This window comes from Enterococcus rivorum, assembly GCF_001742285.1.
GTDB lineage: Bacteria > Bacillota > Bacilli > Lactobacillales > Enterococcaceae > Enterococcus_L > Enterococcus_L rivorum.
In genome coordinates this window covers 1-12,903 of sequence record NZ_MIEK01000032.1, presented here as the reverse complement: position 1 = coordinate 12,903, position 12,903 = coordinate 1, and the positions used below count along the sequence as shown (strand labels likewise).

Genomic DNA, 12,903 nt, shown 5'->3' with positions numbered 1-12,903 from the left:
GGAAAAACCAATCATTCTTTACGTAGAATGAGAGTAGATTAAAAAAGGAGGAAAAAATTTATGATGGACAAGCTTACTGAGAAAATTATGCCAAAGGCGATGAAAATTTCTCAAAACAAGTATTTAGGTTCAGTAAGTGATGGTTTTATGTCACTGATGCCAGTATTAATTATTGGTTCAATTTTTTCGTTGTTAAACAACTTAGCAATACCAAGTTATCAAAATTTTATAGAAAGTGTTGGTTTGAAAGCGTTCTTTTCGATTCCTAATCTAGTAACGAATGATATTATTTCTATTTATGCCGTTTTCTTCATTGCTTATTTTTATGCGAAACGAGAAAATGTCGACCAGGGTGTTGCAGGAATGGTAGCCCTATTTTCATTTTTAGCAGTAGTACCTATGGGAAATGCTGCAGCAACTATCTCAGCATTTTTAACAGAAAATAATTTAAAGGTTGCAGAAGACGTAGTTTTACCTGCAGGCAACTATATTCCATTTGAGTGGATTGGTGCAAAAGGTCTTTTCGTCGCTATATTCGTTGCACTTATTTCGGCAAAAATATACAGTACAATGATTAACAAAAAGATGATGATTAAAATGCCTGAGTCGGTTCCGCCAACCATTTCTAAATCTTTTGGAGGATTACTCCCTGGATTTGTATCAATTCTTTTCTTTATTGGTTTAGATCGTCTAGTGAGCCTAATCCCAATAGAAGGTGTGACTGGTATTCAAACAGGGATTTATTCCTTTATCCAAGCACCAATGGAAGCTTTTTTAGGAAATAATGTCTGGTCATTTATCTTTGCGATATTCTTATGTCAAATTCTTTGGAGCCTTGGAATTCATGGGATGTCAGCTATTATTTTACCGCTTTTCTATCCATTATGGACAGCTTTAAATAACGCCAACATGGACGCCTTAAACAGTGGAACGTCTGCTTATGAATTACCTAATATTTTAAATCGTTCTTTTTGGTCAGTGTACGTTATTTTAGGTGGATCAGGCATGACAATTGGGTTGTGTTTACTGATGTTGTTTGTAGGAAAAAGTAAACAGTACAAAACTCTTGGCAAACTATCGATTGTAGCAAATCTGTGTGGCATTAATGAGCCAATTATTTTTGGATTTCCTTTAGTCCTAAATCCGTTTATGATTGTTCCTTTTATTGTGACACCGATTATTTCAGCCGTGTTGGCTTATTTGTTAACATTGATTGATATTTTACCTAGATTATCTTACATTATTCCATTAGGAACACCTGTCATTATGTCTGGTTTTATCTCAACACCTGATGGGGGCTGGAAAGTTGCCTTGTTCCAAATAGTTATGATTTTATTCAGTGGTGTAATGTACTATCCTTTCTTCAAAATGCTAGATAAAAAAGCTTATCAAGAAGAATTAGGAAATTAATCGAATTAAGAAAGGATTCTTTTATGAATAAATTGATAAAAAAACAACGATTTCCAGAAGGGTTTTTATGGGGAGGCGCAGTTGCAGCGAATCAATGTGAAGGTGCCTATTTAGAAGGTGGAAAAGGACTTACTCCGGTTGATATTTTACCAGATGCTAAGCATGGACGACAGGACGCGCTAAAGCATCCAACGAAAGCAATGAATACTGAGTATGATTTTTATCCAAGTCATGAATCGATTGATTTTTACCATCGATACAAAGAAGATATTGCTCTTTTCGCTGAGATGGGCTTCAAAGTATTTCGCTTTTCCATTTGCTGGGCGCGCATCTTCCCAAAAGGAGATGAAACGTTACCTAACGAACAAGGACTTGAGTTTTATGATCGAGTCATTGAGGAGTGTCTCAAGCATAATATTGAGCCATTAGTTACTATAAACCACTTTGATACGCCATTATACTTAATGACGAAATACGGAGGCTGGAAAAATCGAAATTTAATTGATTTTTACTTAGCCTACTGCGAAGTTCTTTTTAAAAGGTATCAGAAAAAGGTCAAATATTGGCTAACTTTTAATGAAATCAACATGATTTTACACTTACCACTTTTAGGTGGAGCAATAGATACATCGCTTTCAAATGAACCAAACCAAGATATTTATCAAGGATCTCACCATCAACTAGTGGCGTCTGCAATGGCTACCAAAAGAGCTAGAGAAATCAATCCGAAGATGCAGATTGGTTGTATGTTAGCAGGAGCTTCAACATATCCACTGACTTGTAATCCAGAAGATGTGTTTGCGGCGCAAGAAGCCAATCGAAAAAACTATTTTTTCATTGATGTTCAATCTAGAGGTGCTTATCCAAGCTATTTAAATCGCTATTTCGAAGAAAATAATATTCATTTGCAAATGGAGAGTGAAGACAAAAACATATTGAAGGAAAATACAGTAGATTTTATTTCATTTAGTTATTACTCTTCTCGCTTAACTAGTGCTGATCCAGAGGCAGGGGAACAGACATCAGGAAATGTTTTTAAAAGTCTAAAAAACCCTTATTTGGAAAGAAGTGACTGGGGATGGCAAATTGATCCTTTAGGTCTAAGAATCACCATGAATGATTTGTATGATAGATATCAAAAGCCTTTATTTGTTGTAGAAAATGGGTTAGGTGCTTTCGATCAGATAGAAGAACAAGGGATTATCGATGATGGGAGAATTCATTATCTTCAGGCTCACATTAATGCAATGGGAGAGGCTATTGCAGATGGCGTGGAGTGCTTGGGATATACTGCCTGGGGATGTATTGATTTAGTTAGCGCTAGTACTGGAGAAATGTCTAAACGCTATGGATTTATTTATGTAGACAAAGATGATGAGGGAAAAGGAACCTTAAACAGAAAGAAAAAGAAGTCTTTTGACTGGTATAAAAAAGTTATTGCATCTAACGGTGATGACTTATCAAATTAATTTCAATTTGAATAGTACAATTGAAATGAGCCTTACTAGAAAATGATGGAATAAAAAACATAGAAGAAGGAGTATTCAGAGTTGGCACATTCTCTGTCTATTCCTTCTTCTCTTGGCTGGAAAAAACTTTATTTAACAAGGTTCTTAGCTTAATCTGATGGGAATTCATTTATTTAAATAGTCTATTTTTTAACGATCTTTTTTATTAGAGAAACGAATCAAATCTTTCTTTTCTCTAAAATTTTTAATATTATGATTCAGTACTTCAGATAAAACTAATCCTAAAGCAATCGCACCGGCAATCATAACCGCTTGGACCAACGATTGAATTGCAAAAGTATAATTTCCTACAACCAAATTTCTAACTGCTTGATAAGCCAAGCCACCAGGAACTAGGGGAACCATTCCGGGAATATTGAAAATAGTAACCGGTAATTTTAACCATCGAGAGAAAAGAAAACTAACCGCGGCTACAGCAAGTGCGCCTAATAGGGAACCAAGAGCGACGTTTGCGCCCATCTGCGTAGTTGTCCAATAAATAAGCCAACCAGAAGCTCCAGAGAAACCACAAGCAACTAGAGAACGTCTAGGCACATTGGTAATGATAGCAAACGCAGCGGTTGCTAAAAAGCTAAAAGAAAATTGGATAAAAAGTGTGAGCATCTTTCGTGCCTCCTCAATAAAATAGTTGTAAAACAAAAGCAATAGCAAAACCAATCATACTGGCCGTCATAGTTGCTTCCGTTCCTCTGGAAACACCGGATAAGTAGTGCCCTGCTAGGAGATCTCTTAAAGAATTCGTGATTTGAACACCTGGTACTAATGGCATAACACAGCCAATGATAATCATATCTTGGTTTTGTCCTAACCCTAGTCGAACAGCAATAATCGCAGCACAGCCGATAAAAAAAGAAGCTAAAAATTCAGACAGAAATTTAATCTGTAAAACTTTTAAACTGAAATAGAATAAAGCGTAACCTAATCCACCGATGATACTAGTCAATAAAAGATCGCTCCAAACGCCACCGGCAAGAATCATAATAGTACCACTAATGACTGAAGCACTAATTATTCGCATCCACAGAGGAAAAAATTTCTTTTCATAATGGATTTGTTTCAACTGTTCCAATAATTCTTCCAGTGTAAAATGTCCAGCAACGTAATCTCGAGACAAGTTATTTACTTTAGAAACTTTTTCTAGATTGATTGAACGATGGATAATTTGAACCATACGAATATTTGAAGTACCATCAAAGCCCACAAATAATCCTGTTTGAGTAACATAACAAACCAGTTGGTGGTTTTCTGTTGCCGTCGCAATTCGGCTCATCGTATCTTCCACACGATACATTTCAGCATCACTTTCCATCATAATTTTTCCTGCTAAAAGACATGTTTCCAAAAGAAGTTCCGTATTTTTTGAGGTCATAGCCATCCTCGATTCTGTTTTTCTTTAAGTGTACTACAAAATGAAGAAAAAAGTTGCTATCTTGGCTATAATCAACGCGTTTGACCACATGGAGCCAAAGTAATGCAACAGAGTTTAATTGGAAAGGTAATTGATATTTTTTTAGAAAGTGTCTGTCTTTTTGTAAACTTTATCGTATAATAGTGGGAATGAAACTATTTTTATTTTAAGGGATGGGTTGTGACGTAAGATGCTATTATTAGGTTCATTAGTTAATGGTTTAGCAATTGTTTTTGGGAGCTTAGCAGGGTCTATTTTAAGAAATATTTCTCAGCAAACAAAAGATACAGTTACAAAGGGAATTGGTTTGGGGGTTATCGTTCTTGGGATTCAAATGGCATTTAAAACAAGTTCATTTATTATTGTTCTGATTAGTCTTTGCTTAGGAGCTATGCTAGGAGAATGGTTTAAAATAGAAGATCGAATGAATCAGTTTGGTTTATACTTAGAAAAACGATTTGCCAAGAAAAACAGTAATTTTGCAGAAGGGTTTGTGACAGCCTCGTTAATTTTTTTGATTGGTTCGATGGGGATTATCGGGGCGATTGAAAGCGGTGTTTCGCTAAATCACCAAACATTGTTTACAAAATCAGTGATGGATGGATTTATGTCAATTATGTTGACAGCGACATTAGGAGTAGGGGTTCTTTTTTCAGCAGTACCTGTATTCTTATACCAAGGACTGATTGCTATTCTTGCAAGTGTAATTGTGCGATATATACCAAAAGAGCTGTTAGACATGCTGATGATTGAAATCAGTGCCATCGGTGGATTAATGATTTTTGCCATCGGGCTAAACATTACCGAAATGGCTAAAATTAGAGTATCTAATTATTTGCCAGGGCTACTTATTCTAATTGGGATCGTAGCTGTTCAATATTTTTATTTCTAATTTATTAAACTGAATAAGAGTTATCAATGAGGCAGATGAAGTTGTTTATATGATTTCATTTGCTTTTTTAGTGTAGATAAATAGCTCAATACTAATTTTATTTGTCCTAGTTAGAGGATGAATAAGAATAATTCACTTGCATAAAAAATTCGATTTTGTATATAAATATGCAAAAATATGGTAATTAACTAATAAAAAACCGTTGACTTGAATAGCGAGACCTTATATAATATGTGAAACAATAACAAAAAATAAGAAAAATTTAATGGAGGGGAAATGGATGAAGGTTTCAATAGTAGGGGTTACAGGCTATAGCGGTTTAGAATTAATTAGATATTTGCGACAACATCCGAAAGTTGAAATAGTTTCGATTCACAGTCATTCAATGCATAAAAAATCAATTTCTGATATAAATCCCCATTTAAAAAATATCATTTCTCTTCCTCTAGAAGAATTTAATGCAGAAAAAATAATGGAGGGCAGTGACTTAGTTTTTTTTGCAACACCTTCAGGGATATCTAAAGAACTAGTACAGCCTTTTGTGACAGCCGAATTTCCAATTATTGATTTATCTGGGGATTTTCGTTTAACGTCTGGTGGTACTTATGAACGATGGTATGGAAAAACTAGTGCTCCCTTAGATTTAGTGAAAAAATTTGAGTATGGTTTAGCAGAATGCAGAAAAAATCCAAAGGCGATTTGGATTGCGAATCCTGGCTGTTATGCTACTGCTACAGAATTAACATTCGCTCCCTTGCTAGAAAACAAGTTAATTCAGCTAGATTCAATGATTATAGATGGAAAATCAGGTCTTTCCGGCGCAGGCAAAGGACTATCCCAGACCACTCATTTTACTGAGACCAATGAAAATATGAGTGTCTATAAGCTGAATCAGCACCAACACATACCAGAAATTATCCAACAATTTAAGGTTTGGGCACCAGAAATTGAGGCTATTCAATTTTCCACTTCGTTAATACCAGTTACGAGAGGGATATTTTTAACTTCTTACGTGAAAGCGAGTCAATCTATTTCAACGGAACAGCTAATAGACGTTTTCAAAAAATATTATCAAGGGAAAAAATTTATTCGTATTCAACCAGAAAATCAATTTCCAGAACTAAAACAAGTGGTGGGTTCAAATTATTGCGACATAGGTGTTACCTACAATCAAACAACGAATATTATTTCATTAGTAACTGTCATTGATAACTTAGGAAAGGGAGCTGCAGGGCAAGCTGTTCAAAATTTAAATATTATGGCGGGGTTTCCTGAAGAATTAGGCTTAAATGCAGTTCCTCTTTATCCATAGAAGGAGTAAAAAAATGAAGATTATTGAAGGGACTATCGCTTCACCGAAAGGTTTTTTAGCAGACGGGAAGCACTGCGGTTTAAAAAAGAGGAAAAAAGATATTGGATTTATTTATTCAAATGTACCTGCTCAAGCAGCAGCAGTTTTTACAACAAATAAAATTCAAGCAGCTCCCATCACTGTGACAAAGCAAGCGATTCAATCAGGAACGCTTCAAGCGATTGTAGTGAATTCGGGAAATGCAAATGCTTGTACGGGAAAAGTAGGGATTGAAGATGCTTTTACCATTCAAAAGATAGCGGCAAAAAAATTAGCAATAAACCAAGAAGACGTTGCCGTTGCTTCTACAGGTATTATTGGTCAGATGCTGCCGATGACAATCGTGGCAGAAGGACTTGATTCACTAGACCAAAAGAGGGGAGATCCATTCGCCTTTCATGAAGCCATTTTAACTACTGATACGTTTACGAAACAAATTGTCGTAGAAGGATTGATTGATGGAAAACTAGTGACGGTGGCTGGGGTTGCCAAAGGCTCTGGGATGATTCACCCTAACATGGCGACAATGCTTTCTTTTATTACGACAGATGCAACGATTTCAAGTGAATTATTGCAAACTTTATTGAAGGAGCAGACTGAGATAACGTTCAATCAAATAACGGTTGATGGAGATACGTCTACTAATGACATGGTTATTGTAATGGCTAATGGAGCCTCAGAAATAGCTGAAATAAAAAAAGAAACAACTGCGTATCAAACCTTTGAAGAAATGTTCCACTTCGTTTCTGAAACACTCGCTAAGATGATTGCTCAAGATGGTGAAGGTGCTACAAAATTGATTGAAGTAGAAGTCATTAATGGAAAAGATGCGCTTTCTGCAAGAATGGCAGCAAAAAAAGTGGTAGGTTCTTCTTTAGTCAAAACGGCAATATTTGGAGAAGATCCCAATTGGGGAAGAATTATTTGTGCAGTCGGCTATTCTGGTGCAGAAGTTAATCCAGACACAATTGACATTTTTTTAGGAAAGATTCAAGTACTAAAAAATAGTCAGCCGCAAAATTTTGATCAAGAAAAAATGAAACAAGTGCTCAAACAAAAAATAATCAAAATCGTTGTAGACTTAAAAATAGGGAAAGCAACAGGAATGGCTTGGGGTTGCGACCTTACTTACAAATATGTCGAAATTAACGGACTTTATCATACGTAAAGGGGAATTCAATAATGAAGGGAATTATCGTAGTAAAGATAGGTGGGGTAGCCAGCGACAATTTGACTAAAGAATTTTTTCAGCAAATTACACATTGGCAAAAGGCAGGTAAAAAAATAGTGATTGTTCATGGAGGGGGACACTACATTTCAGAAATGATGCATCGTTTGAACGTTCCTGTCAGCATTAAAGGTGGTTTGCGGGTAACGACAAAGGAAACGTTAGCGATTACTCAAATGGTTCTAATTGGTCAAGTGCAGCCTATGATTACAACGAAATTTCAACAAGCAGGTTTTTCAGCTGTTGGCTTGAATGCTTCTTGTGCTCAAATTATTACAGGAGAATTTCTAGATGAAAAAAAATATGGTCATGTTGGAAATGTGAAGCAAATTGATAAAGAATTACTTTTGCATCTAATCAGTAAAAAGCATGTGCCAATTATTGCTCCTTTAGGCTTAACAGAAACAGGAGAATGGTTGAATATCAATGCGGATAACGTGGCCTGTAAAGTGGCGGAAGAGTTGCAAGCAGAAGCCTTGTACTTACTTACAGACGTGCAAGGTGTCAAAAAAGAAGGGCAGTGGCTAAAAGAACTTTCACCGAAAGATATTTATGGTCTAAAAGAAGAAAAAGTTATTAAAGGTGGGATGCTTCCAAAAATTGAAAGTGCTGTTTCAGCCGTCACTAATGGTGTCCATAAAGTTCATATTACGAATAAAATTCAACAGGTTGGGACAACAATTAGTAAGGAGGCGTTAGCATGAGTTTTTTATTTCCAAATTATAAACGTGAATCAATTGAAATGATTTCAGGTTCGGGTAACTATTTAACGGATCGGAGCGGGAAAAAATATTTGGATTTTACTAGTGGAATTGGTGTCATGAATCTAGGCTATAACCATCCGAAGCTAAATAATGCCTTAATGGAACAAGCCAGCCTTTTGTGGCATACCCCTAATTTATATGAAAATCATTTACAAGAAGAAGTCGCTGAAAAACTAGCCAATGGCAAAGACTACGTTGCCTATTTCTGCAATAGTGGGGCGGAGGCGAATGAAGCAGCGATTAAATTAGCTCGGAAAGCTACTGGGAAAACGAAGGTTATCACGTTTCTAAATTCCTTTCATGGGCGAACCTATGGTGCAATGAGCGCTACTGGGCAAACAAGTATTCACGCTGGATTCCAGCCGCTAGTTCCAGATTTTACGTATCTACCATTTAATGATTTAGCTCAATTCAAACAGGCAGTTGATTCAAATACTGCTGCTGTAATGTTAGAGATGATTCAAGGAGAAGGCGGAGTCATTCCAGCTAATAAAAAATGGCTAAAAGAACTAGCGCAGTGTTGTCACGACAAAGGAATATTGCTAATCATCGATGAAATCCAAACAGGTATCGGTAGGACAGGGACGTTATATGCTTATGAGCAATATGGGATAGAACCGGATATTTTGACTTTAGCTAAGGGATTAGGGAACGGGATTCCTGTAGGAGCGATGTTAGGAAAACAGGAACTAGCAGACACTTTTAGTCCAGGAACTCATGGTTCAACTTTTGGTGGAAATAAGCTGGCAATGAGTGTAGCAAACCAAGTACTGGAAATTGTCAATACTCAAAACTTTTTAAGTGCTGTACAAGAAAAAAGCCAACAGCTATTTTCAGGATTATCGTTGTTAGCAGAAGAAGAAGATTCAGGGATTCAAGATATTCGAGGCTTAGGATTAATGGTTGGTCTTCAAATGGAAAGTGAAGAGAAATTACTTCAACTAATGACAAAGTTGAAAGAACAAGGGTTATTAACATTAAGGGCAGGAAAAAATGTTCTCCGTCTGTTGCCTCCTTTAACAATAAAAAAAGAAGAAATAGACAGCGCGTTGGCTATCTTAACTAACGTTTTAATTGGAGGTCCGATAAATGAGTAATTCAATGTATGGAAGAAGTATTTTAGATTTAACAGAAATGACCCAAGCTGAATTTTTATCCGTTATCAAATTGGCTACTGAAATCAAGGCGAATCCAAATGAGTATCGTCACGCATTATCAGGGAAAATATTAGCGATGATCTTCGAGAAAAATAGCACTAGAACACGAGTTTCTTTTGAGGCTGGAATTATTCAGCTAGGAGGACAAGCCATTGTATTAGACTCAAAAAGCACACAGATGGGAAGAGGAGAACCCATTAAAGACACTGCTAAAGTAATGTCTGGTTATGTGGATGGGATTATGATTCGGACCTACTCAGATACAATGGTTGCAGAATTAGCGACAGAGGCATCGATACCAGTAATTAACGGCTTGACAGACAATCATCATCCGTGTCAAATTTTAGCTGATTTTTTAACAATTTATGAAGTGAAAGGTAAATTGAAAGGAATCAAACTAGCGTATGTTGGAGCAGGCAATAATATGGCGCATTCTTTTCTAATTGGTGGCAGTTTAGTTGGCATGGATATTTCAATTGCAACACCCACTGGCTACGAACCAAAACAAGAAATAATTGATATAGCTGAACAAAATGCTCTTCAAAGTGGGAGTAAAATTGAGTTAATCAATGATCCAGAACGCGCTGTGGCAGATGCTGATGTGGTGGTGACAGACGTTTGGGCGAGTATGGGAGAAGAGAGTCAGCAACTAGAGCGAGAAAAGCTCTTTGCAGCCTATCAAATTAATTCTGAGTTAGTATCAAAAGCTAAAGACGACTATCTATTTTTACATTGTTTACCTGCCCACAGGGGAGAAGAAGTTACTTCGAACGTCATTGATGGAACCCATTCTAAAATTTATCAAGAAGCTGAGAACCGTCTACACGCTCAAAAAGCTTTGATGGTAAAATTGATGAAAGATTCTTGATTAGAAGAAACAAGTTTATTATTTGATTACTTGGATAATCTCAAAAAAGCAATTAGGTACAGCGCCTAGTTGCTTTTATTTTTCTTTAAACGATAAATCACAGATAAAAGCAAAAAAAGTCCTAAATTTATTTAAATATAGGCGATATCCGAAAATTTCATTTGTAGTTTTGCCTACTTTTTAGTAGAATGAAGCTGTATGGTTAAATTAGAAGAAATGAGGTGTAGATAAATGGGTTTTACAGATGAAACAGTACGATTTGATTTTGATGATAGTCGTAAGAAGGCAGTAAGCGAAACTCTCGCTACCGTTTATCGTGCATTAGAAGAAAAGGGATATAATCCGATTAACCAGATTGTTGGGTATTTACTTTCTGGAGACCCGGCCTACATTCCTCGCTATCAAGATGCTCGAAACTTAATTCGTCGTCATGAACGAGATGAAATTATGGAAGAATTAGTGAAGTATTATCTAGCTGATCATGGTGTTACGCTTCGATGAGAGTGATGGGACTTGATGTTGGTTCTAAAACAGTTGGGATTGCAGTCAGTGATCCTTTCGGTTGGACAGCGCAAGGTGTTGAAATTATTCGGATTGATGAAGCGCAAGGGGAATTTGGTTTTACCCGTTTGACAGAGCTAGTCAAAGAATATGAAGTGACACAATTTGTTGTTGGGCTGCCTAAAAATATGAACAATACGATTGGGCCTAGAGCAGAAGCGTCTATGGAATACGGGGATAAAATTAAAGAATTATTTAATATCCCGGTTGAGTATCAAGACGAACGCTTGACAACTGTCCAAGCGGAGCGAATGTTAGTGGAGCAAGCAAATGCTTCCAGAGCCAAAAGAAAAAAAGTTATTGATAAATTAGCTGCTGTTATGATTTTACAAAATTATCTAGACAGAGCTGGAAATAAAATCTAATAGCTGTCCCTAGTTGGGCAATTAATTGAAAGAGGAGATTAGTATTATGACAGACCACAATCACGATCACGAAGGACACGAACATATTACATTAGTAGATGAAGAAGGAAATGAAACTCTTTATGAAATCTTACTAACAGTAGATGGACAAGAAGAATTCGGTAAAAATTATGTATTACTTTATCCAGCAGGCGTTCCAGAAGAGGAAGATGTTGAATTACAAGCATATGCTTACATCGAAAATGAAGAAGGAACCGAAGGCGAATTACAACAAATCGAAACAGATGCTGAGTGGGATATGATTGAAGAAGTTTTCAATACATTCATGGCGGAAGAAGAAGAATAGAAGAACGATAAAGAAAGTTGAACCCCTATTTCTCAAGGGTTCAACTTTCTTTATTTTTAATAAAAGGCAATTGGAAAACAAACTCTCAATATCTCATACTCTAAATTACTTTTCCAATTGTTTTAAAACCTTTTCTGGGATGGCAGTTCTACTAATCCGTTTTGCACTTTTAGAATGAAAAGATTAATTAGGATTTTTTTGACAGAATTACAAGCTTATTAAACCTTGAAATAAGGTTAGGGATTTTTTTAATTGTCTTCTATAAAAATAAAATTATATAAGAGGGGACAGGTTATGTTAGATAAATTTATTGAAGAAAAAATTGTAGTTATTTTTACATCTGTCACAGCATTTATTTCTTTGTTTATTGCAATGATATCACTATCTTTTACTCAGAATAATTCTCATTCAAATAATTATAGTAATTCTGGTATGCAAATTTTTTGGTTTGGTACGACTTTTCTGTGCCTAGTTACTAATTATTCTTGATTTTTCGAACAATATTTCGCTAAAAGGTTAATTGCTGTCAGTTATGGATCAAAATGTTGTGATTTAGACAGTTCTATTTATCTTATTTAAAAAAATTTCTTTGAATAAGTGCAAAATATCCTTTTCAACTACATTAGGGCATGCTAAACTTAATAAGGCTTTTAAATTATTCTAAAATAATAGTTTAAACAATAGAAACTTAAAAGGAGTGGGGAAATGGCAATCAAGAGTAATACAACGATTGCGGGTGGTATATCGGCGTCCTTTAGTCGTTCGGCTAGTGCGCTAAATGCAATCAATGCACCAGCTTCCAGTGCCAATAGGACGACCGTTATTGGGAATCAACAGGCGCAAAAAAGTGGACTTGATTTTGGTCAGCGCTTGCAACGGATTTCAAATGCGCTTGCAAAGGATGGAAATAATATCCATTCAGTGGCGCAAGAGTTTGAAGCGATTGATCAAAAAATTAATAGCAGTATTTTAAATTCAACTCCGATACTAAGAGGTGGTTATTCGTGAAAGCGGACAGAGAAAA

14 protein-coding genes are annotated in these 12,903 nt (G+C 36.0%); 12 read left to right on the top strand and 2 right to left on the bottom strand.

Features of this window, described 5'->3' with window-relative positions; all coding sequences use genetic code 11:
- Positions 1-60: 60 nt before the first annotated feature.
- Complete coding sequence (locus tag BCR26_RS11050) at positions 61-1,410, top strand: PTS sugar transporter subunit IIC (protein WP_069699052.1); 1,350 nt, start codon at positions 61-63, stop codon at positions 1,408-1,410.
- Positions 1,411-1,433: 23 nt separating this feature from the next.
- Complete coding sequence (locus tag BCR26_RS11045) at positions 1,434-2,879, top strand: 6-phospho-beta-glucosidase (RefSeq protein ID WP_069699051.1); 1,446 nt, start codon at positions 1,434-1,436, stop codon at positions 2,877-2,879.
- 189 nt (positions 2,880-3,068) lie between these two features.
- Here BCR26_RS11045 and BCR26_RS11040 read toward each other — a convergent pair whose 3' ends face one another.
- Both BCR26_RS11040 and BCR26_RS11035 read right to left on the bottom strand, forming a co-directional pair.
- On the bottom strand, positions 3,069-3,542 hold the full coding sequence (locus BCR26_RS11040; protein ID WP_069699050.1) for a threonine/serine exporter family protein: 474 nt from the start codon (positions 3,540-3,542) through the stop codon (positions 3,069-3,071).
- A gap of 13 nt (positions 3,543-3,555) precedes the next feature.
- Positions 3,556-4,308: a threonine/serine exporter family protein gene (locus BCR26_RS11035; protein ID WP_069699049.1), complete on the bottom strand. Its 753-nt coding sequence runs from the start codon at positions 4,306-4,308 to the stop codon at positions 3,556-3,558.
- Positions 4,309-4,537: 229 nt separating this feature from the next.
- Between BCR26_RS11035 and BCR26_RS11030 the strand changes: the two genes are divergently transcribed.
- From BCR26_RS11030 to BCR26_RS10980, 10 genes are all read left to right on the top strand, one after another.
- Positions 4,538-5,239, top strand: coding sequence for a DUF554 domain-containing protein (locus tag BCR26_RS11030; RefSeq protein ID WP_069699048.1), 702 nt, complete (start codon positions 4,538-4,540; stop codon positions 5,237-5,239).
- A gap of 280 nt (positions 5,240-5,519) precedes the next feature.
- Complete coding sequence (gene argC, locus BCR26_RS11025) at positions 5,520-6,551, top strand: N-acetyl-gamma-glutamyl-phosphate reductase (protein ID WP_069699047.1); 1,032 nt, start codon at positions 5,520-5,522, stop codon at positions 6,549-6,551.
- 13 nt (positions 6,552-6,564) lie between these two features.
- The gene (argJ, locus tag BCR26_RS11020) at positions 6,565-7,758 is read left to right on the top strand and encodes a bifunctional glutamate N-acetyltransferase/amino-acid acetyltransferase ArgJ (RefSeq protein WP_069699046.1); all 1,194 of its coding nucleotides are present in this window, start codon (positions 6,565-6,567) and stop codon (positions 7,756-7,758) included.
- A gap of 14 nt (positions 7,759-7,772) precedes the next feature.
- On the top strand, positions 7,773-8,522 hold the full coding sequence (gene argB / locus BCR26_RS11015; protein ID WP_069699045.1) for an acetylglutamate kinase: 750 nt from the start codon (positions 7,773-7,775) through the stop codon (positions 8,520-8,522).
- The gene (locus tag BCR26_RS11010) at positions 8,519-9,679 is read left to right on the top strand and encodes an acetylornithine transaminase (protein ID WP_069699044.1); all 1,161 of its coding nucleotides are present in this window, start codon (positions 8,519-8,521) and stop codon (positions 9,677-9,679) included. The genes argB and BCR26_RS11010 overlap by 4 nt, the downstream gene beginning before the upstream one ends.
- Positions 9,672-10,607: an ornithine carbamoyltransferase gene (gene argF / locus BCR26_RS11005; protein WP_069699043.1), complete on the top strand. Its 936-nt coding sequence runs from the start codon at positions 9,672-9,674 to the stop codon at positions 10,605-10,607. The genes BCR26_RS11010 and argF overlap by 8 nt, the downstream gene beginning before the upstream one ends.
- Before the next feature lie 231 nt (positions 10,608-10,838).
- Complete coding sequence (locus tag BCR26_RS11000; RefSeq protein WP_069699042.1) at positions 10,839-11,108, top strand: IreB family regulatory phosphoprotein; 270 nt, start codon at positions 10,839-10,841, stop codon at positions 11,106-11,108.
- Entirely contained in the window at positions 11,105-11,533 is a 429-nt protein-coding gene (gene ruvX / locus BCR26_RS10995) for a Holliday junction resolvase RuvX (protein WP_069699041.1), read from the top strand. Before BCR26_RS11000 ends, ruvX begins: the two co-directional genes overlap by 4 nt.
- A gap of 46 nt (positions 11,534-11,579) precedes the next feature.
- Positions 11,580-11,879 (top strand): DUF1292 domain-containing protein, encoded by a 300-nt coding sequence (locus tag BCR26_RS10990; protein ID WP_069699040.1) that lies wholly within the window; start codon positions 11,580-11,582, stop codon positions 11,877-11,879.
- A gap of 705 nt (positions 11,880-12,584) precedes the next feature.
- Complete coding sequence (locus BCR26_RS10980; RefSeq protein WP_069699038.1) at positions 12,585-12,887, top strand: TIGR04197 family type VII secretion effector; 303 nt, start codon at positions 12,585-12,587, stop codon at positions 12,885-12,887.
- Positions 12,888-12,903 lie beyond the last annotated feature (16 nt).